The organism is Devosia riboflavina, assembly GCF_000743575.1.
GTDB classification, from domain to species: Bacteria; Pseudomonadota; Alphaproteobacteria; order Rhizobiales; family Devosiaceae; genus Devosia; species Devosia riboflavina.
Genome location: NZ_JQGC01000012.1, coordinates 34034 through 54634 on the forward strand (window position 1 = coordinate 34034; position 20601 = coordinate 54634).

The window sequence follows — 20601 nt, forward strand, 5'->3', positions numbered from 1 at the left end:
CTCTATTCGATGTTCTGGACCTGCTCGCGTAGTTGATCGATCACCGCCTTGAGGTCAAGGCCGATGGCGGTCAGTTCCACGGCGTTCGATTTGGAGCAGAGCGTATTGGCCTCGCGGTTGAATTCCTGGGCGAGGAAATCGAGGCGGCGGCCGACGGCACCGGAACCGGAGAGCAGGGCGCGGGCGCCGGCAATGTGGGCGCGAAGACGGTCGATCTCTTCCTGGATGTCGGCCTTGGTGGCGAGGACAAGCGCTTCCTGGGCAAGGCGATCGGGCGAGATATCGGCTTCCTGGCGGAGGGACTGGACCTGAAGGGCGAGGCGCGCGGAAATGGCCTCGCGCGAGCGGCCGGGATGGGCGTCGGCGCGGTTTACCAGATCGGCAATGGTGTCGAGCTGGCGGGAGAGGATTTCGGTGATCCGGGCGCCCTCCTCCAGCCGTGACTGCTGCAGGGCAGCGATGGCTTGCCGGACGGCAGACATGAGGATGGGTTCGAGGCCCTCTTCGTCGATGTCTCGGCCTTCTTCGACGACGAGAACGCCCGGCAGAGCCAGGATGCCGTCGAGGCTGGGGCGGCGGGCGTCGACACGCTCGGAGAGTGTCAAGAGGGCGGCGAGGATGGTTTCAAGCGCGGCCGGATTGACCGAGACGGCGCCGGAGGCACTCTGGCGATCGAGGGACACGGCAGCGTTCACCGAGCCGCGAGACAATGCCTGGCCGAGCGCCTGACGGATCGGAATGTCGAAGGCGTCGAGGCCGGGGGCGAGGCGCGTGCGGATGTCGAGGCCGCGGCCATTGACCGATTTCAGTTCGACCCGGAGGCGAGCCGGGCCGAACATGGCGTCGGCCCGGGCATAGCCGGTCATGCTGGCAAGGGCGGTCACTGGCTCTCGCCTTCCGCTTCGCCGGCCTGTTCGGCTTCTAGGGCCTGACGCGCGGCTTCGGCGTCCGTTGCTGCCTGCTCGGCGGCTTCGCGCTCGATTTCGCGATAGCGGGCGACGTTCTGCTGATGCTCGGCATAGGTCTCGGCAAAGACGTGACCGTCGCGCGGCGAGGCCCCCTTGGCGACGAAGTAGAGATAGTTGTGACTATCGGGATTGGCGACGGCGCGCAGGGCTTCGATGCCGGGATTGGCGATAGGCGTCGGGGGGAGGCCGTCGATCTGGTAGGTATTGTACGCGGTCTTTTCCTCGATCTCGGAGCGGCGGAGGCCGCGTTCGAGCGTCGATTGACCGAGCGTGATGCCATAGATGATCGTCGGATCGGACTGGAGGCGCATGCCTTCCTTGAGGCGATTGACGAAGACGGCAGCAACCTGCGGGCGCTCCTCGGCGACGCCGGTTTCGCGCTCGACGATGGAGGCGAGGATCAGGAGCTCGGCCGGCGAGGTCAGCGGCAGGTCGGCCTGGCGGCCTTCCCAGGTTTCGGCCAGGGCCGTGGTCATGGCGGCCTGCATGCGGTCGATGACCGACTGGCGGGTATCGCCCGGCAGGTAATCGTAGCTACCCGGCAGGATGGAACCTTCGGGCGGCAGGGTATCGATGGTGCCGCTGAGGCGATCGTCGGCATTGACGCGCTGCACGACCTGCCAGGAGGTCCAGCCTTCCGGAATGGTGACGGCATAGCGGATCGGCGTGCCGGTCGTCAGCTCGCGCAGAATTTCGGACATACTGGCATTGGCGGGGATGGTGAAATCGCCGGCCTTGACGGTGGTGTTCTCTTCGACGCGCCCGCCAAACTGCCGGAAGATCAGCGCATTGCTGATAAAGCCCTGCTCTTCGAGGCGGCTCGCGGTCGTGCTCAGCGTATTGCCGCTTTCGACGCGGAAAACGCGCTCTTCAGGCAAGGGGCCATCGCCGTAATATTGCTGGGCGACATAGAGAAAACCGCCACCGACGACGACGAGGCCGATGACCAAGAGGGTGAGAAGGGCGTTGAGCACATCGACAAGGCCATTGGACGAGCGGCGGCGGCGTTTACGGCGGTCGTTCATCTTAAGGAATCACCTCATGGCCAGTCAGCGATGTGCCGATCTTGTTGTTCTTTGCAGCCACAGCGTGGCGGGGCGCCGGCATTGTTTGCAATGGATTTGAATAAAAACAAGGGGCACGTCGCCTGGTCGAGCGACGTGCCCCTCTTGCAAAGCGAAAAAGTCAGGCGACCTTGCGCATGACCAGCGTGGCATTGGTGCCGCCAAAGCCGAAGCTGTTGGACAGGGCCACGTTGATTTCCTTCTTCAGTGCCACCTTGGGCACCAGATTGATCGGCGTCTCGACGGAAGGATTGTCGAGATTGAGCGTCGGCGGAGCGATGCCATCGCGCATGGCGAGAAGGCAGAAGATCGCTTCGACCGAACCAGCGGCACCGAGGAGGTGACCGATGGCCGACTTGGTCGAGCTCATCACGCGGCCTTCGGCGGCAGCGCCGAGAACGCGGGAAACCGCACCCAGTTCGATTTCGTCGCCAAGCGGCGTCGAAGTGCCGTGGGCGTTGATGTAGTCGATATCAGAGGGCGAAATGCCCGCACGCTTGACCGCCGCGCTCATGGCACGGAAGCCACCATCGCCGTCGGGCGCGGGTGCGGTGATGTGATAGGCATCGCCCGAAAGGCCATAACCGATCACTTCGCCATAAATCTTGGCGCCGCGAGCCTTGGCGCGCTCATAGTCTTCGAGCACGACAATGCCGGCGCCCTCGCCCATGACGAAACCATCGCGATCCCGATCATAGGGACGGGAAGCGGCGGTCGGGTTGTCGTTGAAGCCGGTCGAGAGCGCACGCGCTGCGGCAAAGCCGGCGAGCGAGATGCGGTTGACGCAGCTTTCAGCACCACCCGCAACCATCACATCGGCATCGCCAAGAGCGATCAAGCGGGCCGCATCGCCAATGGCATGGGCACCCGTCGAGCAGGCGGTGACGACGGAGTGGTTCGGCCCCTTGAGACCAAAACGGATGGAAACGTGGCCGGAGGCCAGGTTGATCAGACGACCCGGAATGAAGAAGGGGCTGATACGGCGCGGGCCTTTTTCATGGAGGGTGATGGAGGCATCGTAGATGCCGCCAATCCCGCCGATACCCGAGCCGATCAGAACGCCGGTGCGTTCCTGCTCTTCCTGCGTCTTGGGTTCGACCCCTGCATCCTGGATGGCCTGGGTGGCAGCGGCCATGGCGTAGACGATGAAATCGTCGACCTTGCGCTGTTCCTTGGATTCCATCCACTCGTCGGGATTGTACTTCCCATCGGCATAATCACCCAGCGGAATGCGATGGGCGATCTGGCAGGCAATATCGTCGACCTGGAATTCGTCGATACGCTTGGCTCCACTCTTGCCTGCAAGAATATTGGCCCAAGTGGCTTCCACTCCGCAACCAAGGGGCGTGACAAGCCCCACTCCGGTGACGACGACTCGGCGAAGTTCCATGTCTAAACCTGCCCGTCCAGCTTAGCTGGTGGCCTTGGTCAGGAAGGAGACAGCGTCTCCGAAGGTCTGGATCGACTCGGCAGCATCGTCCGGGATTTCGACCGAAAATTCTTCCTCGAAAGCCATAACCAGCTCGACCTGATCGAGCGAGTCAGCGCCCAGATCGTCGATGAAGCTGGCCTTTTCAACGACCTTCTCGGCGTCCACATTGAGGTGTTCCACAACGATCTTGCGGACCCGATCAGCGACATCGCTCATATTTGACTTCCCTTTTTAGAAATCGACGTTTCGTTTCGCTTCTTATTGGCGCGAAGCCAATTCATCAAGCTCGGTTTTGACTTGCACAGAGGCAATGTAAGCGGCCTTTTCGGCGCTCGCAAGGCGGACTGGCAAGCGTTAACGCGGCGCGAGTAGCATGTTTCCTTGGGGTTTGCCAGCAGCGAGAGGCGTGGTTTCCAAGGGTTTAAGGCTTTATTAACGCGCCAATTACAACGGGCGGCCGGAGTTTGCTACTCCCGCCCACCCGGTCAGATCATTGCCATGCCGCCGTTGACGTTGAGCGTATGGCCGGTGACGTAGGCGGCGGCGTCGCTCGAGAGGAAGACGGCGCAGGCGGCGACTTCCTGGGGGGTGCCGAGGCGGTTGGCCGGAATGGTCGAGAGGATGGATTCGCGCTGCTTGTCATTGAGCTCGTCGGTCATGGCCGAGGCGATGAAGCCCGGAGCAATGGAATTGACCGTGATGTTGCGGCTCGCCACTTCATAGGCCAGAGCCTTGTTCATGCCGATGAGGCCAGCCTTGGAGGCAGCATAGTTGCCCTGGCCAGGATTGCCCATGACGCCGACAACGGAAGAGATGCCGATGATGCGGCCCCAGCGCTGCTTCATCATGCCACGCAGCACGGCGCGGTTAAGATGGAAGGCTGCGGTGAGGTTGACGGCGATGACCTCGTCCCACTCTTCATTCTTCATGCGCATGAAGAGATTGTCGCGGGTCATGCCGGCATTGTTGATGAGGATATCCACGCCGCCCATAACGGCTTCGGCGTCGGGCACGAGGGTGTCGACATCGTCGAGCTTGGAGAGATTGCACGGCAGGATCGGGCATTCCTTGCCGATCTGCTGGGCGGTTTCTTCGAGAGCGCCGACGCGGGTGCCCGAGAGGGCGACGGTGGCGCCGGCGGCTGCCAGCGCCTTGGCGATCTCGCGGCCAATGCCGCCGCTGGCGCCAGTGACCAAGGCGCGCTTACCGGTCAAATCGAACATTTCTTCTCTCTCCCTTTGGAGATGACTTTATTGTTTTGTTTCAGGCCGTGACAGAGGCGACGAAGGCGTCGATGTCTGCCGGACCGCCGACGGCCTGCGTGGCGAGATCGGGGGTAATGCGCTTGGCAAGGCCGGTGAGGACGCGGCCGGTGCCGAGCTCGACGAGTTCGGTGACACCGCCCTGCCCTGCAAGCCAGGTGACGCTTTCGGTCCAGCGGACGACGCCGGTGACCTGTTCGACGAGACGCTGGCGGATTTCGGCGGGATCGGTGATCGGGGCGGCCAGCACGTTGGAGACGACGGGCACGACCGGGGCGTTCATCTGCACTTCAGCGAGAGCCGATGCCATGGCTTCGGCGGCGGGCTGCATCAGCGAGCAGTGGAAGGGCGCGCTGACCGGCAGCAGCAGGGCGCGCTTGGAGCCGTTGGCCTTGGCGATTTCCACAGCGCGCTCGATGGCAGCGAGGGCGCCGGAGATGACGACCTGGCCGGGCGCATTGTCATTGGCGACCTGGCAGACTTCGCCCTGGGCGGCTTCTTCAGCGACGGCGCGAGCGGTGTCGAGATCGAGACCGAGAAGCGCAGCCATGGCGCCATGGCCGACCGGAACAGCCTTCTGCATCGCCTGGCCGCGGGTGCGGAGGAGACGGGCCGTATCCGAGAGGGAGAACGTGCCGGCGGCGCAGAGGGCGGAATATTCGCCGAGCGAGTGGCCGGCGACGAATTTTGCGTGCTGGGCAAGGCTGACGCCTCGGCTTTCGACAACGCGGAGCACGGCAATGCTGGAGGCCATCAGGGCGGGTTGGGCGTTCTCGGTGAGACGCAGAACGTCTTCCGGGCCTTCGAACATAGTCTGGGAGAGCTTTTCGCCCAGTGCATCATCGACCTCGTCGAAAACGGCGCGCGCTTCGGGGAAGGCATCGGCCAGTTCCTTGCCCATGCCGACGGCCTGGCTGCCTTGGCCGGGAAAGGTGAAAGCTCTGCTGGTCATGACGACGTCTCCGGGGTTGCGGACATTGCGAGGCGTTTGCCGAGTGTATTTGGCGGAGTCAAGCAATCTCTCTTAAGGAAATTTGCGGGAGAATTGCGGGCCAGTGCGATTTTTTGGAGGCACCATGGACAGTTTAGCCCCGGCGGCTTCCAAAAAAGCGCGTCTCGCCACGACGCTTATTGCTGCCGCTTTGACGGCGGCGGTGGTCTTTGTGCTGGCCTTGCTCGGTATCTATACGCGGGCGGCCTTCAATCTTGCGAGCCTTTGGCCGGCCAATGCCGTTCTGCTCGGCATTCTCGCAACGTATCCAAAGGCAAATTCACCGCTCACCTGGATATTGAGTGCGGTGGCCTATATGGCGGCTGATCTCTTGACCGGAGCCCCGTTGGGCCAGGCGGCGCTGCTCAATGGCACGAACCTTGTCGGTGCAGCGGTCGGGCTGGCGGTGGTGCATATCTGGTCGCAGCGCTTCTTTCCGTTGAGCCGTCCGGCGGACGTCGTTCGCCTCTTTCTCGTTATTACTGCCGCTTCGGTCTCGAGCGGCATTGCAGGCGGCCTGGTGGCGGGACCGCTGCTCGGCATGGAGCGGCTCGACGGCTTCTTCCTGTGGACGGCTACCGAATTCGTCAATTTCGGCATCTTCCTGCCGCTGGTCATGGCGGCGCGCATGATCAAGCCGCGCAAGCCATCGCTCGATGGCGAGGCGAGCGGCGGCACGGCGGAAAAATGCGCGGCGCTCATCGCGCTGGCGGGTTCCTGCGCGCTCATGCCCCTCGTGGGTGGAGCGGGTTCGCTCGTCCTGCATGTGCCGGCCTTTATCTGGTGCTCGACACAGTTCAAGCCCCGCACCAGCATTGCGCTGGCCGGCCTTGCCGCCATGTGGATCCTCTTTGCCGTGCCCGCCGGCATCATTCCGCTCTATATCGACCACACAGCCCTCGCCTCGCATTGGGACATCGCCTCATTCCGGCTCGGGATTGGCTTCCTGGCGCTGGGGGCCCTCGCCATGGCGATGATCAACGCCTTCTGGCTGGACGCGCATGACGAACTCGAACACCGCGCCAATCACGACTTCCTGACGGGCCTGCTTAATCGCCGGCAATTCAACAAAACGGCCGAAACCGTTCTGTTGCGGCAAAAGGCCGGCACGCCCAATGTGGCCCTGGCGGTCGATATCGACCGGTTCAAGTCGATCAACGATACGCATGGGCATCCGCTGGGCGATCAGGTCTTGCAGACTGTCGCCGAACTGCTGACGGCAGGGCTGCGGCGGGGCGACATTCTGGGGCGGTTGGGTGGCGAGGAATTTGCCATCGTGCTCCCCGGCGCGGGGTTAGAGGAAGGCACGCGGGTGGCCGAGCGGCTGCGCGAGGCGATTGCAGCGGAAACGCTGCAGCATGGCGAGGTGGCCATTGCCACGAGCGTCAGTATCGGGCTGGTCGAATTCCATGCACCGGCCAATCTGCCGCGTATGCTCAGCCTTGCCGACGAAGCGCTCTATGAGGCGAAGAATGCCGGCCGCAATCGTGTCGTCGCGCATAAAAGTGCGGTCCTGCTGCAGGCTGCCGGCGCCTGAGGGTTGCATTGGCGCACCTTCTATTCTATAGCGCGCCCAGCAATTCGTTTGGCCGGGGGCTGAACGGAGGGTTTTGCCGTTTGGCAAAATAGGACCGTAACACGTCCGGCCTCCCGTGTTCCCGCTCTTTGCAAGACTGCTTTGACGCCTTTCCGGCTTCGAAGGGGCTCCGCGCCAAGCATTGCTTATGGAAACTGAAAGGAAGGCGCATTCAATGGCCCTTTACGAACACATCTTCCTGGCTCGCCAGGACGTTTCGCAGCAGCAGGTCGAAGAACTGACCTCTGCTCTGACCGAAATCCTCTCTCAGGGTGGCGGCAAGGTTACCAAGAACGAATACTGGGGCCTCAAGGGTCTCTCCTACCGCATCCGCAAGAACCGCAAGGCTCACTACACCCTGCTCAACATCGACGCTTCCGCTCCGGCAATTGCCGAAATGGAACGCCAGATGCGCATCAATGAAGACATCCTGCGCTTCATGACCGTGCGCGTCGACGAGCTGGAAGAAGGCCCGTCCGCGATGATGCAAAAGCGCGATCGCGATGACCGTGATGGTGGTGGCCGTGGCGAACGTGGTGCCCCCTCGGGCGACCGTCGTCCCCGCCGCTTCTAAGATAAGGAACGCATAGCCATGGCTATTAAAGACCTCACCACTTCCCAGGCCCGTCGTCCGTTCCAGCGCCGTCGCAAGACCTGCCCGTTCTCGGGCGAAGGCGCACCGAAGATCGACTACAAGGACGTCCGTCTGCTCTCGCGCTACGTTTCCGAGCGCGGCAAGATCGTCCCGAGCCGTATCACGGCCGTTTCGGCCAAGAAGCAGCGCGAACTGGCTCGCGCGATCAAGCGTGCTCGCTTCATCGGCATCATGCCGTATGCAGTGAAGTAAGTTTTTGGGCCGGCTTGCCGGCCCAACGGCTTCCTTTTGGCATACCAGTGCCAAACCAAATACCCGCTGGGGTTGCGGATGGTCTGCAACTCCTAACCGCCCCTAAGGCGGGACAGCCAAAGGAATAAAAGAATGAAAGTCATTCTGCTCGAGCGTATCGGTCGCACCGGCACCATCGGCGACGAAGTCAACGTGAAGGACGGCTTTGCCCGTAACTTCCTCCTGCCCCAGGGCAAGGCTCTTCGCGCCACCGAAGCCAACCGCAAGCGTTTCGAAAACGAACGCGCCCACATCGAACAGCGCAACGAAGAGCGTCGTAACGCCGCTGCCGGTATCGCCGAAGGCCTCAACGGCCGCACCGTTGTCATCATCCGTCAGGCTGGTGAAACCGGTCAGCTCTACGGTTCGGTTGCTGCCCGCGACGTCGTGGAAGCCCTGGCCAACGATGGTTTCATCGTCCAGCGCAACCAGGTCGACCTCGCCGACCCGATCAAGTCGGTTGGCGTGCACACCGTGCCGCTGATCCTGCACGCTGAAGTCGCCGTTTCGATCACCGTCAACGTCGCCCGTTCGGCCGACGAAGCGACCCGTCAGGCTGCTGGTGAAGACGTCACCGTCCACACCTTCGAAGCCGACGAAGACGGCGATTTCGCCGCCGGCCAGAAGGATGCGGCTGCGGAAGACCGCTTCGAAGAGTAGTCTCTTCGGACTGCCAAAGTTTGAGAAAGGCCGGACAGATTGTCCGGCCTTTCTTTTTGCGCCATTGTGCCGGGCATAACATGTCGGGGATGGCTTTTATGCGTATCTTCCTTGCCTTGACGGTGGCGCTGGCTGCGCTCGCCCTGCCCGTGGCGGCGCAGGAGGCCAAGACCAAGACGCCACCGCAACCCCGAACCTATGTCGACAGCATCGACAGGAGCACCAGCGAGGCGGCGCTGCGCGGCTTTGTGGAGGCTTACGCGGCCGGAGACTATTACAGGGCCTGGCTCCTGCTCAGCCCTGAGGCCAAAACCGATTTCACGACACGGCTCTACGAGTTCAACGAAGCGCAGCTCTTTCCCGGCATGGAGGCGAGCACGGGCGTGAGGGGGCCCGGTGCGGAGCTGGCCGACGATATCGCCAAGGAAATCTATCTCGAGGGTGCGCTGATCTTCGACCGGACGATGGTTCACGCCAGGTCGGAAGGGCTGCTGCCGTTCGATCTTGAGCCGGGCGCCTTTTCGAGCGCGACATTCGAGCATGAGGACCAGGGCAGATATATGGTCGAGGCCAAGGGCCGGCCGGCAGTGATTCTGATTTCGACCATTAGGCTCAGCGATGGAAGCTGGCGTGTCGAACGCGTGGTCTGGGCGACGTCGGACCCCGAGGCGCGGCCCTGGGGGTTCAAGTAGTCCCTACCGCTGCGACTCGTGCCGCCATGCTGATGCCTTCGTGTGGTGCAACTCACGTTGGTCACTATCCCCGTTGTCCACAGAGTTCACAGCGCGCAAACTTTAATTAAGACCGCGCGTTTAGTCGGTGGGACTCTGGCCGCCCCGACGTGGTTAGAAAGGTTAACACCCCCGAGGATCAAGATGGCTGAGATCGCACGGCTTCACCCGGCCGAAGACAAGTCGTTTCGTGTCGCCCCCCACAATGTGGAGGCGGAACAGGCGCTTCTGGGCGCTATCCTGATCAACAATGAAGCCTTTTACCGGGTCTCGGATTTCCTTGAGCCGGAACATTTTTATGAGCCCGTGCACCGGGACATTTATGACATCACCAGCAAGGTGATCCGGGCCGGCAAGTCGGCCGATCCGACGACGATCAAGACCCACCTGCCCGACCAGTTCCTGCCCGAATTGACCATGGCGCAATATCTGGCGCGCCTGGCCGCGGAAGCGACCACGGTTATCAACGCGGCCGACTATGGGCAGGCCATCTATGACCTCTCCATTCGCCGCAGCTTGATCATGGTGGGCGAGGAAATGGTTTCGGTCGCCTATGAGTCGGAGGTCGAAATGACCCCGAACCGGCAGATCGAAAAGGTGGAAGGCGAGCTTTTTCAACTTGCCGAAAAGGGCCGCTACGATGGCGGCTTCCTCAGCTTCGGCACCGCGCTCAGCGCCTCCATCCGCATGGCGGGCGAAGCGTTTCAGCGCGACGGTGGTCTTTCGGGCGTGGCGACGGATCTCCACGATCTCGATCGGCAGATGGGCGGTTTGCAGCGCTCGGACTTGATCGTGCTCGCCGGGCGTCCCGCCATGGGCAAGACCTCGCTCGTGACCAATATCGCCTACAATGTTGCCAAGAACTGGCGCGGCGAAGTGACGCCGGACGGGCACAACAAGACCGTCAATGGTGGCGTCGTCGGCTTCTTCAGCCTCGAAATGAGTTCGGAACAGCTCGCGACGCGTATTCTCGCCGAGCAGGCCGAAGTGTCGTCATCAGACATTCGCCGTGGCCGTATTCACGACAGCCAGTTTTCAAAACTGGTCGACGTGTCGAACATGATGAGCAAGGTGCCGCTCTATATCGACGACACGGGCGGTCTCAGCGTGGCGCAGCTTGCAGCGCGTGCGCGGCGCCTGAAGCGGCAGAAGGGGCTCGACCTTCTCATCGTCGACTACCTGCAACTGCTCTCGGGTTCGTCGAAGGCGTCGAGCCAGAACCGCGTGCAGGAACTGACCGAAATCACCACGACGCTGAAGGCGCTGGCCAAGGAGCTGGAGGTGCCGGTCATTGCGCTCTCCCAGCTCTCCCGTCAGGTGGAAGCGCGCGACGACAAGCATCCCCAGCTAGCGGATTTGCGCGAATCGGGTTCTATCGAGCAGGACGCTGACGTGGTGCTTTTCGTTTATCGCGAAGAGTACTATCTCAAGAACAAGGAACCCAAAGAGGGCACGCCAGAGCACATCACCTGGCAAGGGGAAATGGAGCAGGTGCACGGCAAGGCGGAAGTCATCATTGCCAAGCAGCGCCATGGCCCTACCGGAACCGTGCAGTTGAGCTTCGAGGCTCAGTTCACACGCTTCGGTAACCTCGCTAGGGCAGATTATCTGCCCGAACGCATGGAATAGGTATGAAGCTGACCTCGGGCCTCGGGAGCCAACTGACTGTCGATCTCGGGGCACTTGCCCGAAACTGGAACGCCCTCGACAAGGTGAGCCAGGGCGCGCTGACGGCTGCGGTCGTCAAAGCGGACGCCTATGGCACGGGAATCGAAATGGCGGCGACGGCGCTTTATGCGGCCGGCGCGCGTTTCTTTTTCGTCGCGACGCCCGATGAAGGCATTGCCGTGCGCACGGCTCTGCCCAGCGCCCATATCTTCGTGCTCAACGGGCTCTATCCGGGCGCGGCCAATCTCTATATCCGGCAGAACCTGATGCCGGTTATTTCGTCGATGGATATGCTCGAAGAGTGGCTCAACAAATGCGTCGAGCGCAACGAGGCCTATCCCAGCGCCTTCCATTTCGATACCGGCATGAACCGGCTCGGTTTCAGGCTCAATGAGGCTGTTACGGTGCGCGAGCGCATTGCGCGGCTAAGCTATGCGCCGCAGATGGTGATGAGCCATCTTGCTTGTGCCGATATTCCGAGCCACGAAAAGAACCGCACGCAATTGGCGCTGTTCGGCTCGGTGCTGAACCAGTTCCCCGGCATTCCCGCTTCGCTCGCCAATTCGGCGGGATTGATGACGGGGCGCGACTATCATTTCCAGATGGTGCGGCCTGGTATTGCGCTTTATGGCGGTCGCGCCGTTGTCGGGCGCAAGAACCCGATGGCGACGGTGGTGACGCTGCATGCGCCGGTGTTGCAGGTGCGCGAAGCGCGGACCGGCGAGACCGTGGGCTATGGCGCCTCCTACTCGCTGTCGCGCGACAGCCGCCTGGCGGTGATCGGGCACGGCTATGCCGACGGTTTTCTGCGGGCTCTCTCCGGCAGCAATGCGCGGCCGGGCGCAAAAGTGTTCGTGCGCGGCCGACTTTGTCCGGTGATCGGCAAGATTTCGATGGACCAGTCCATCGTCGACATCACCGAACTCGGCCCCAACGTGCCCAAGCCCGGCGAAGGCGTCGAAATCTTCGGGCCCAATGTGAGCCTCGACGAGCAGGCCGATGTGGCGGGCACGATCGGCTATGAACTGCTTACCGCGCTCAAGGGCCGCTATACCCGCAACTATGTCGGCAATGGCTATCTGCCGGAATAGATTTTTGTTCCCTATTCGTTCTTGAACGGGCCGAGCAAAATTGCTAGCGTTGGTGCCAAGAGGGAATCGACCGGATTGGCGCCAAACCCAAGCACATATGTGATCCTGCTGCGCGCCATCGGACCGGTGACGCACAAGCTCATGACCATGGCGCAGTGGCGCGAGGCCTCGGAGGCGGCCGGCTTCGTGGCGCCGGAAACGCTGGTCAATACGGGCAATATGATTGCCGGGTTTGATGGGACGGAGGCCGCTGTCGTCAAGACGATGGTTGGCGTGTTGCGTAGCTTTGGGCTGGGCGAAAATGTGGTGCCGGTGGTGCGCAAGCCGGCGCTGCTGCATAAGCTGATGCAGGCCGATCCGATTGCCGAGGCGGCGGCGGAGCGACCGAACCAGACGGGCGTCTATTTCTTCGCCAGCAAGAAGCCGGATTTCGAGTGGCTGAAGCGCCATGACGGGCCGGAGACGGTGCATGTGGTGCATGACCATCTCATCGTCGATTTCACTCAGGACGTAGCGCAGTCCGGAAAGCTCATCCGGCTGATCGACAAGAATTGCGGGACCAACACGTCCCGGAACTGGAACAGCGTGCGGCGCATCGCCGACCGGTGCGCAGCGCGAGAGAAAGCATAGTGGCCAAGAACAAATCCAACTTCGTCTGCCAGTCCTGCGGCGCGGTGACGACCCGCTGGCAGGGGAGGTGCGATGCCTGCGGCGAGTGGAACACCATTGTCGAAGAACTGGTGGATAGCGGCATCGGCGCGGGGCCGAAGGCGGCGAAGTCAGGAGGACGCCCGGCCAATCTGCTGCCGCTCTCGGGCGAGACGGAGAGCGCTGCGCGCGTCGTGACCGGCATCGCAGAGTTGGATCGCGTGACCGGCGGGGGTTTTGTGAAGGGCTCGGCGCTGTTGGTAGGTGGCGATCCCGGCATCGGCAAATCGACGCTGCTGCTGCAATCGGCGGCGGCGCTGGCCAATAAAGGCAAGCGCGTCATCTATGTGTCGGGCGAAGAAGCCGTGGCACAGGTGCGGCTGCGCGCGCAGCGGCTGGGGCTCGGCGAGGCCGATGTGCTGCTGGCCGCGGAAACCAATGTCGAGATCATTCTGGCGACATTGGAGAATGGGCCGCCGCCGGATCTCGTCATCATCGACTCCATCCAGACGCTGTGGACGGATCGGGTGGAAAGCGCGCCGGGAACGGTGACGCAGGTGCGGACTTCGGCGCAGGCGCTGACGCGGCTGGCGAAGAAGTCGGGCGCGGCTGTGGTGCTGGTGGGGCACGTTACGAAAGACGGGCAGATCGCAGGGCCGCGTGTGGTGGAGCACATGGTCGATGCGGTGCTCTATTTCGAGGGCGATGCCAGCCACACGTTCCGCATTCTGCGCGGGGTGAAGAACCGCTACGGGGCAACCGACGAAATCGGCGTTTTCGCCATGACCGAGCGCGGGCTTGAGCAGGTGGCGAACCCGTCGGCGCTGTTTCTCGACCAGCGCGATCAGGATGCGGCAGGCTCGGCCGTCTTTGCCGGCATGGAAGGGACGCGGCCGATCCTGATTGAAATCCAAGCGCTGGTGGCGCCCTCCCCGCTTGGCACGCCGCGGCGCGCTGTGGTGGGCTGGGATTCCCAGCGACTTTCCATGGTGCTGGCGGTGCTGGAAACGCGCTGTGGGGTTCGGATCGGCGCCAATGACATCTATCTCAATGTGGCGGGCGGGCTGAAGATCAACGAACCGGCGGCAGACCTTGCCGTGGCGGCAGCGCTGATTTCATCGCTGACCGGCTCGCCGTTGCCCAAGGAGGCGGTCTATTTCGGGGAAATCTCGCTCGCGGGCGGGGTGCGGCCGGTGTCGCATGCCGGATTGCGGCTGCGCGAAGCGCAGAAGCTGGGCTTCCAGTCGGTGGTGACCGGACGCGTCAACAATGTCGACAAGACAGCAGGCTTCGAGGTCACGGAGTTTTCGCAATTGTCGGAAATGGTTGGGCGAATTGCGGCCAACGGCAAGAAGCCGGTGGCCGAGCCGGAAGGCTGGTAAGTTAAGAATCTCTGAATGTTCGCCTTCCTCGCGCGCTCGTGGCCTTGGCAGGGGCGCGCAAAGTCGCTAATGGTCGCGGCAACAGGCCGACGGCAAGTGGAGCTAGCGAAAACATATGCTGACAGCGTTTGACGTTGGTGTGGGCGTACTGGTGTTGATCTCGGCCATTCTGGCGACCGCCAGGGGCCTGACGCGCGAAGTCCTGTCGCTGGCGACCTGGGCCGGCTCCGCCGCCATCGCCATCTATATGTACCTCTACCATCCCGATATCGCGCAGCAGTATATCGCTGAAGAAATCGTGGCTAATATTGCCACCGTGGTCGTCAGCTTCATCGTTTCGCTGATCGTGCTGCACCTCTTGACCATGCGCATCGCCGACTTTGTCGTTGACAGCCGCATCGGGCCGATCGACCGCACGCTGGGCTTCATCTTCGGCGTGCTGCGCGGCATTCTGATTGCCATCGTCATCACCATTTTCGGCGTCTGGCTGCTTGGCACCAACCTGCCGGAATGGGCGCGCAATTCGCAATCGCTGCCCTATCTCGACAATATGGGCAAGACGCTGATCTCCATGCTGCCCGAAGGGCTCGAGCAGCAGGTCAATGACATTCTGCGGGGCGGCGGCGCCGACCTGACTTCGGATCCGGAAACCCCGGCTACGCCGCAGGAAACCGTGCCGCCGGTCGACCCGACCGTCGACGGCACCGTGGACCCGACCGAAGCGCCGATCGAAGGCGAAACGCAGACCTGATCCGGGACGGGCGCCCAGCGCCCGCCTCAGGCCTGCCGCCCAATTCTGTCATTGGTCGCCGGCCACAAAATGCGCTATTGGCGTGAACCAAGAGACCGGCTCGGCCGGCGCTGACCGCTTTGGCGATCGGTGAGCAGAACGATATGGAGAAGTTCGGTGACCCACCCGAGCGACGACGATTTCGATCTTGAAGGCGACACGCTGCATGAAGAGTGCGGCGTGTTTGGCATTTTGGGGCATAGCGATGCTTCGACGCTGACGGCGCTGGGGCTGCATGCCCTGCAGCATCGCGGCCAGGAAGCCGCGGGGATCGTCAGCTTTGACGGGCGCCAATTCTACCAGGAAAAGCGCATGGGCCTGGTGGGTGACCACTATACGGACCCTGCCCTCCTCGCCAAATTGCCCGGCACCATGTCGATCGGCCACACGCGCTATTCGACGACAGGCGAAGTGGCGCTCCGCAATGTGCAGCCGCTGTTTGCTGAACTCGAAGCCGGCGGAATCGCCATCGCGCACAACGGCAATTTCACCAATGGCCTGACGTTGCGCAAGCAGATCATCGCCACCGGTGCTATCTGCCAATCGACTTCGGACACCGAAGTCGTGCTGCACCTAATCGCCCGTTCGCGGCATTCGTCCACCACTGACCGCTTCATCGATGCGATCCGGCAGATGGAAGGCGGCTATGCCATGCTGGCGCTGACCCGCACCAAGCTGATCGCGGCGCGCGATCCCGTGGGTATCCGCCCGCTGGTGATGGGCGAACTCGATGGCAAGCCGATCTTCTGCTCGGAAACCTGTGCGCTCGACATTATTGGTGCAAAATACATTCGCGACGTCGAGAACGGCGAAGTCATCATCTGCGAAATCCAGCCGGATGGCTCGATCTCGATTGAAGAGCGCAAGATGGCCCGCAAGGCGCCGGAGCGGCCGTGCCTTTTCGAATATGTCTATTTTGCCCGCCCCGACTCGATGGTTTCCGGCCGCAGCGTCTACAAGGCGCGCAAGCACGCCGGCATGAATTTGGCCAAGGAAGCGCCGGTTGAGGCCGACGTTGTCGTCCCCGTGCCCGATGGCGGTACGCCGGCGGCAATCGGCTTTGCGCAGCAGAGTGGCATTCCGTTCGAATTGGGCATTATCCGCAACCACTATGTGGGCCGGACCTTCATCGAGCCGACGCAGCAGATCCGCGCCTTTGGCGTGCGCCTAAAACATTCGGCCAATCGGGCGGAGATTGCCGGCAAGCGCGTGGTGCTGATCGACGATTCCATCGTCCGCGGCACGACCTCGGTGAAGATCGTGCAGATGATCCGCGATGCCGGGGCGACGGAAGTACATATCCGCGTCGCGAGCCCTATGATCTATCACTCGGACTATTATGGCATCGACACGCCCGATCCGGACAAGCTGCTGGCGAACCAGTATCACGACATCGAATCCATGTGCCGGTTCATTGGGGCGGACTCGCTGGCGTTCTTGAGCATCGACGGGCTCTATGAGGCTGTCGGTGGCGAGAAGCGCAACAATGCGGCGCCGCAATTCACCGACCATTATTTCACGGGTGAATACCCCACCCATCTCACCGACCTCAACGGTCGCTCCAACAACGATCCCAAGCAGGTTTCGCTGCTCAAGGAAGCGGGTTAATGACTGACAATACCGAACTGGCCGGCAAGGTTGTGCTGGTCACCGGCGCGTCGCGTGGCATCGGCTATGCGGCGGCCGTCGAGGCGGCTCGCCGTGGTGCGCATGTGATCGCCGTGGCGCGTACCGTGGGCGGCCTTGAGGAACTCGACGACGCCATTCAGGAAGTGGGCGGCTCTTCGACGCTGGTTCCGTTCGACCTGCGCGATGGCGATGCCATCGACCGGCTGGGCGCGGCGATCTTTGAGCGCTGGGGGCATCTCGATGGCCTCGTGGCCAATGCCGGCATGCTCGGCACGCTGAGCCCGGTGCCGCATTTGAAGCCCGACGAATTCGACAAGGTCTTTGCGCTCAACGTCACGTCCAATTATCGGCTGCTGCGTTCGCTCGACCTGCTGCTGCGCCAGTCCGAGGCAGGACGCGCGGTCTTTGTCTCCTCGGGTGCTGCCCGTTCGGCGAAGCCGTTCTGGGGTCTTTATGCTGCCAGCAAGGCGGCGCTCGATGCGCTGGTCAAATCCTATGCCGGCGAAATGAACACCACCAATGTGAAGACCAATGTCTTCTATCCCGGCGCTGTGCGCACGGCGATGCGGGCCAAGGCGATGCCGGGCGAAGACCCGAATACCCTGCCCCAGCCGTCGGACATTGCGCCGAAGCTGGTGGACCTCTTGAGCCCGAGCGTGACCGAGAATGGTCGACTGTTCGACATTACCAAGAGTGCGTTTGAGGACCTTTGAGGCTTCAGCTTAGCCTCACCCACTAAGCTCCGAATGATCGTCATTGCCGGGCTTGTCCCGGCAATCCATCTCGCCTCCGCATGGACCACCGGGACAAGCCCGGCGGTGACGGTGGTTGGGATGGGTCAGATGATGATCGTCAGTACCAAGAAAAAGGCCCCGGATCGCTCCGGGGCGTTTTCATTTGTTATGCGCCTTCGCTCGGTTGAAGCGGGGAGACCAGCACCTTGTCGATGCGGCGGCCGTCGAGGTCGACGACTTCAAAGTGCCAGCCTTCGCGCTCAAAACTTTCGCCCGTCGCCGGGAGGCGATTGAGGATCGAGAGGATATAGCCGGCCACGGTTTCGTAGCGGGCATCCTTGGGCACCGAGATCTTGAAACGCTCGGCAAAATCGTCGACCGGCATCCAGCCGGCGACGAGCCATGAGCCGTCCTGACGCTCGACAATGGCCGGATCGTCGCCCGGCTCTTCGTTGTAGACGCCGGTGATGACCTCGAGAACGTCGCCAAAGGTGACGATGCCTTCGAAGTGGCCGTATTCGTCGACCACCAACACCATTTTCACGCTCGACTGGCGGATGGCTTCCACCACATCGAGAGCGTCGACATGTTCCATGACCACCGGGAGCGGTTTTGCCAGTTTTCTGAGGTCCGGCTGTTGGCCGGTGGCAAGGGCCGGCAGGAGATCGGCGAGGATCAGCACGCCGAGAATGGAATCGGCATTGCCTTCCTGCACCAGCACCTGCGAATGCGAGGTGCCGAGGATGATCTTGAGATTGTCCTCAAAACTGTCTTCGAGATCGACCGAGATGACGTCGAGGCGCGGGGTCATGAGGCCGCGCGCCGAACGATCGGCGAGGCGCATGACGCCCGAGATCATCGAGTGTTCTTCGGTTTCGAAGACACCGGCCGAGGTGGCCTCGGCGATGATGGTGCGAACCTCTTCTTCGGTCACCTGCTCTTCGCTCTGGCCGCTCTGGCCGAGGAGGCGCAGCACCAGCTTGCCCGAGACGTCGAGCAGCCAGACGATGGGCGAGCCGACAAGCGCAATGATAGCCATGGGCTGGGCCACATAGGAGGCCACCATTTCGGGATTGCGCAGGGCAATCTGCTTGGGCACGAGCTCGCCGAGAATGAGCGAGCCATAGGTGATCAGGACCACGACGAGGCCTACGCCGCCGACATCGGCGATATTGGCGGGCACGCCGACTTCGGCGAGAAAGATGCTCAGGCGCGAGCCGAGCGTGGCGCCGGAAAACGCACCCGACAGAATACCGACGAGGGTGATACCGATCTGAACGGAGGAGAGGAACTTGCCGGGATCGTCGGCCAGTCTCATGGCCGTGGCTGCGCCTTTATTTCCTTGGTCTGCCATGACCTTGAGGCGAGCGGAGCGGGACGAAACAACGGCCAGTTCGGACATTGCCAAGGCGCCGTTCACGAGAATCAGAACGACGACGATGATGATTTCTTGAAGCAACAAAGTGCAAAGTTGACACGCCGCTACCAATGGCGGGGTGCTACGACATCAGCACTATAGGGCAAGGCCGGCCGATGTGAATAGGCCAATGGGCTGAATTGGTGGGGACGGAATTGTCCCCAACCCATTGTCACGATCGAAAAAGCCGGAAAAGCAGGCTTTCCGGCCTATTTCTTGTCGGCGTACGGATTTTTGCCGCCGCGCAGCCAGAGGCGGATCGGCGTGCCGGGCATGTCAAAACTCTCGCGCAGCCCGTTGATCAGGTAGCGCTGGTAGGACATGGGCACGACTTCGGGGCGGGACGCGAAGATGATGAAGCTCGGCGGCCGGGTCTTGGCCTGCGTCATGTAACGCATCTTGAGGCGGCGCCCGGAGACGGCCGGAGGCGGATGGCTCTCGGTCATGGCGGCCAGCCAGCGATTGAGGCGGGACGTCGAGACGTGAGAATTCCAGGTGCGCTCGATCTCGAAGATAGCCTGCATCAGCTTGTCGATATTGCGGCCGGTCAGGCCCGACAGGGTGACGAGCGGAATGCCGCGAAGCTGCGGCAACAGGCGCTCGCACTCTTCGCGCAGCTCGGCAAGCTTGGCGTTCTTGTCCTCGATCAGGTCCCACTTGTTGAGGGCGATGACCATGGCGCGGCCTTCGCGCTCGACGAGATCGGCGAGGGCAAGATCCTGCTTTTCGAAGGGGATGGTGGCATCGAGCAGCAACACCACGACTTCGGCATATTGGATGGAGCGCAGGCTATCGCCCACGGCCAGCTTTTCGAGCTTTTCGGTGACGCGGGAGCGGCGGCGAATGCCGGCCGTGTCGACGAGATTGATGGTGCGGCCTTCCCATTCCCAGGGCACGAGAATGGAATCGCGGGTGATGCCGGCCTCGGGGCCGACAAGCACGCGGTCTTCGCCGACCATGCGATTGACTAGGGTCGACTTGCCGGCATTAGGGCGGCCGACAATGGCGACGTTGAGATAGCGGCGCGGGTTCCAGCGCAGGGTCGCGTCGTCGCCTTCGCCTTCGAGCATGTCAGGGGTGATATCGACGTCGACTTCGGGGAGATGATCGAGATCATCAACCGTGCCGGCTGCCTCTTCGGCGGCCTTCTTTTCGGCTGCTGTGTCGATGGCGGCGGAAACGATGGAATAGAGTTCGGAAAGGCCCAAGCCATGTTCGGCCGAGAGCGCGATGGGCTCGCCGAAGCCGAGCTTGAAGGCTTCCACGAGGCCATGCTCGGCGGACTTGCTTTCGGCCTTGTTGCCGACGAGGTGCACGTCCTTGCCGGCTTTTCGCAAGACCTGGGCAAAGCGCTGATCGAGCGGCACGACACCGGCGCGGGCGTCGATCATGAAGAGGATGACGTCCGCTTCGCGGATGGCGAGCTCGGTCTGCTGGCGCATGCGGTCTTCGAGGGAGCCGTCCTTGACGTCCTCATAGCCGGCCGTGTCGAGCACGCGGAAGGTGAGGTCGGCAATGTGCCCCTCAGCCTCGCGGCGATCGCGGGTCACGCCCGGCGTATCGTCGACCAGCGCGATCTTGCGGCCGACGAGGCGGTTGAACAGGGTCGACTTGCCGACATTGGGGCGACCGACAATGGCTACTGTGACCGTCATTGGCCGCTCCCGAGCTG

20 protein-coding genes are annotated in these 20601 nt (G+C 62.3%); 12 read left to right on the forward strand and 8 right to left on the reverse strand.

Annotated elements, in window-relative coordinates:
- Nucleotides 1-2: 2 nt before the first annotated feature.
- The 6 genes from JP75_RS13305 to fabD form a co-directional block, all read right to left on the reverse strand.
- Complete coding sequence (locus JP75_RS13305; protein ID WP_244446313.1) at nucleotides 3-884, reverse strand: YicC/YloC family endoribonuclease; 882 nt, start codon at nucleotides 882-884, stop codon at nucleotides 3-5.
- Complete coding sequence (mltG, locus tag JP75_RS13310) at nucleotides 881-1993, reverse strand: endolytic transglycosylase MltG (RefSeq protein WP_051960682.1); 1113 nt, start codon at nucleotides 1991-1993, stop codon at nucleotides 881-883. Before mltG ends, JP75_RS13305 begins: the two co-directional genes overlap by 4 nt.
- A gap of 160 nt (nucleotides 1994-2153) precedes the next feature.
- Complete coding sequence (gene fabF / locus JP75_RS13315) at nucleotides 2154-3422, reverse strand: beta-ketoacyl-ACP synthase II (RefSeq protein WP_035083767.1); 1269 nt, start codon at nucleotides 3420-3422, stop codon at nucleotides 2154-2156.
- 21 nt (nucleotides 3423-3443) lie between these two features.
- Entirely contained in the window at nucleotides 3444-3680 is a 237-nt protein-coding gene (locus JP75_RS13320) for an acyl carrier protein (protein ID WP_035083768.1), read from the reverse strand.
- Between the two features lie 269 nt (nucleotides 3681-3949).
- The gene (gene fabG, locus JP75_RS13325; protein WP_035083770.1) at nucleotides 3950-4687 is read right to left on the reverse strand and encodes a 3-oxoacyl-[acyl-carrier-protein] reductase; all 738 of its coding nucleotides are present in this window, start codon (nucleotides 4685-4687) and stop codon (nucleotides 3950-3952) included.
- A 40-nt stretch (nucleotides 4688-4727) separates the two neighbouring features.
- A complete protein-coding gene (gene fabD / locus JP75_RS13330; protein WP_035083772.1) occupies nucleotides 4728-5678 on the reverse strand; it encodes an ACP S-malonyltransferase in 951 nt (316 codons plus the stop codon).
- 124 nt (nucleotides 5679-5802) lie between these two features.
- Here fabD and JP75_RS13335 point away from each other — a divergent pair, with 124 nt between their 5' ends.
- The 12 genes from JP75_RS13335 (at nucleotide 5803) to JP75_RS13390 (ending at nucleotide 17491) form a co-directional block, all read left to right on the forward strand.
- The gene (locus JP75_RS13335; RefSeq protein WP_035083774.1) at nucleotides 5803-7254 is read left to right on the forward strand and encodes a GGDEF domain-containing protein; all 1452 of its coding nucleotides are present in this window, start codon (nucleotides 5803-5805) and stop codon (nucleotides 7252-7254) included.
- A 214-nt stretch (nucleotides 7255-7468) separates the two neighbouring features.
- Nucleotides 7469-7867 carry a 30S ribosomal protein S6 gene (rpsF, locus tag JP75_RS13340; protein WP_035083776.1) on the forward strand — a complete coding sequence of 133 codons (399 nt, stop codon included), beginning with the start codon at nucleotides 7469-7471 and terminating at the stop codon, nucleotides 7865-7867.
- Between the two features lie 18 nt (nucleotides 7868-7885).
- Complete coding sequence (gene rpsR / locus JP75_RS13345; protein WP_035083777.1) at nucleotides 7886-8140, forward strand: 30S ribosomal protein S18; 255 nt, start codon at nucleotides 7886-7888, stop codon at nucleotides 8138-8140.
- A 132-nt stretch (nucleotides 8141-8272) separates the two neighbouring features.
- A complete protein-coding gene (rplI, locus tag JP75_RS13350; protein ID WP_035083778.1) occupies nucleotides 8273-8839 on the forward strand; it encodes a 50S ribosomal protein L9 in 567 nt (188 codons plus the stop codon).
- Nucleotides 8840-8937: 98 nt separating this feature from the next.
- On the forward strand, nucleotides 8938-9531 hold the full coding sequence (locus JP75_RS13355) for a hypothetical protein (protein WP_035083779.1): 594 nt from the start codon (nucleotides 8938-8940) through the stop codon (nucleotides 9529-9531).
- 183 nt (nucleotides 9532-9714) lie between these two features.
- Nucleotides 9715-11199 (forward strand): replicative DNA helicase, encoded by a 1485-nt coding sequence (locus JP75_RS13360; RefSeq protein WP_035083780.1) that lies wholly within the window; start codon nucleotides 9715-9717, stop codon nucleotides 11197-11199.
- A 2-nt stretch (nucleotides 11200-11201) separates the two neighbouring features.
- On the forward strand, nucleotides 11202-12329 hold the full coding sequence (gene alr / locus JP75_RS13365) for an alanine racemase (RefSeq protein WP_035083781.1): 1128 nt from the start codon (nucleotides 11202-11204) through the stop codon (nucleotides 12327-12329).
- 75 nt (nucleotides 12330-12404) lie between these two features.
- Entirely contained in the window at nucleotides 12405-12959 is a 555-nt protein-coding gene (locus JP75_RS13370) for a DUF1697 domain-containing protein (RefSeq protein WP_160194691.1), read from the forward strand.
- Entirely contained in the window at nucleotides 12959-14359 is a 1401-nt protein-coding gene (gene radA, locus JP75_RS13375) for a DNA repair protein RadA (protein WP_035083783.1), read from the forward strand. Before JP75_RS13370 ends, radA begins: the two co-directional genes overlap by 1 nt.
- A 115-nt stretch (nucleotides 14360-14474) precedes the next feature.
- Entirely contained in the window at nucleotides 14475-15110 is a 636-nt protein-coding gene (locus JP75_RS13380) for a CvpA family protein (RefSeq protein ID WP_035083784.1), read from the forward strand.
- A gap of 141 nt (nucleotides 15111-15251) precedes the next feature.
- Entirely contained in the window at nucleotides 15252-16757 is a 1506-nt protein-coding gene (purF, locus tag JP75_RS13385; RefSeq protein ID WP_051960708.1) for an amidophosphoribosyltransferase, read from the forward strand.
- Entirely contained in the window at nucleotides 16757-17491 is a 735-nt protein-coding gene (locus JP75_RS13390; RefSeq protein ID WP_035083787.1) for an SDR family NAD(P)-dependent oxidoreductase, read from the forward strand. Before purF ends, JP75_RS13390 begins: the two co-directional genes overlap by 1 nt.
- A gap of 187 nt (nucleotides 17492-17678) precedes the next feature.
- Here JP75_RS13390 and JP75_RS13395 read toward each other — a convergent pair whose 3' ends face one another.
- Both JP75_RS13395 and der read right to left on the reverse strand, forming a co-directional pair.
- Nucleotides 17679-18956, reverse strand: coding sequence for a hemolysin family protein (locus tag JP75_RS13395; protein WP_035083948.1), 1278 nt, complete (start codon nucleotides 18954-18956; stop codon nucleotides 17679-17681).
- A 182-nt stretch (nucleotides 18957-19138) separates the two neighbouring features.
- Nucleotides 19139-20584: a ribosome biogenesis GTPase Der gene (gene der, locus JP75_RS13400; protein ID WP_035083789.1), complete on the reverse strand. Its 1446-nt coding sequence runs from the start codon at nucleotides 20582-20584 to the stop codon at nucleotides 19139-19141.
- Between the last annotated feature and the right edge of the window lie 17 nt (nucleotides 20585-20601).

Excerpts from the sequence above, each read along its gene's own strand:
- mltG (WP_051960682.1), bottom strand. The coding sequence starts at position 1,993 with ATGAACGACCGCCGTAAACGCCGCCGCCGCTCGTCCAATGGCCTTGTC.
- JP75_RS13320 (WP_035083768.1), bottom strand. The coding sequence starts at position 3,680 with ATGAGCGATGTCGCTGATCGGGTCCGCAAGATCGTTGTGGAACACCTC.
- fabD (WP_035083772.1), bottom strand. The coding sequence starts at position 5,678 with ATGACCAGCAGAGCTTTCACCTTTCCCGGCCAAGGCAGCCAGGCCGTC.
- fabG (WP_035083770.1), bottom strand. The coding sequence starts at position 4,687 with ATGTTCGATTTGACCGGTAAGCGCGCCTTGGTCACTGGCGCCAGCGGC.
- fabF (WP_035083767.1), bottom strand. The coding sequence starts at position 3,422 with ATGGAACTTCGCCGAGTCGTCGTCACCGGAGTGGGGCTTGTCACGCCC.
- JP75_RS13360 (WP_035083780.1), top strand. The coding sequence starts at position 9,715 with ATGGCTGAGATCGCACGGCTTCACCCGGCCGAAGACAAGTCGTTTCGT.
- JP75_RS13380 (WP_035083784.1), top strand. The coding sequence starts at position 14,475 with ATGCTGACAGCGTTTGACGTTGGTGTGGGCGTACTGGTGTTGATCTCG.
- rpsF (WP_035083776.1), top strand. The coding sequence starts at position 7,469 with ATGGCCCTTTACGAACACATCTTCCTGGCTCGCCAGGACGTTTCGCAG.
- JP75_RS13390 (WP_035083787.1), top strand. The coding sequence starts at position 16,757 with ATGACTGACAATACCGAACTGGCCGGCAAGGTTGTGCTGGTCACCGGC.
- rpsR (WP_035083777.1), top strand. The coding sequence starts at position 7,886 with ATGGCTATTAAAGACCTCACCACTTCCCAGGCCCGTCGTCCGTTCCAG.
- JP75_RS13355 (WP_035083779.1), top strand. The coding sequence starts at position 8,938 with ATGCGTATCTTCCTTGCCTTGACGGTGGCGCTGGCTGCGCTCGCCCTG.
- der (WP_035083789.1), bottom strand. The coding sequence starts at position 20,584 with ATGACGGTCACAGTAGCCATTGTCGGTCGCCCCAATGTCGGCAAGTCG.
- rplI (WP_035083778.1), top strand. The coding sequence starts at position 8,273 with ATGAAAGTCATTCTGCTCGAGCGTATCGGTCGCACCGGCACCATCGGC.
- alr (WP_035083781.1), top strand. The coding sequence starts at position 11,202 with ATGAAGCTGACCTCGGGCCTCGGGAGCCAACTGACTGTCGATCTCGGG.
- JP75_RS13335 (WP_035083774.1), top strand. The coding sequence starts at position 5,803 with ATGGACAGTTTAGCCCCGGCGGCTTCCAAAAAAGCGCGTCTCGCCACG.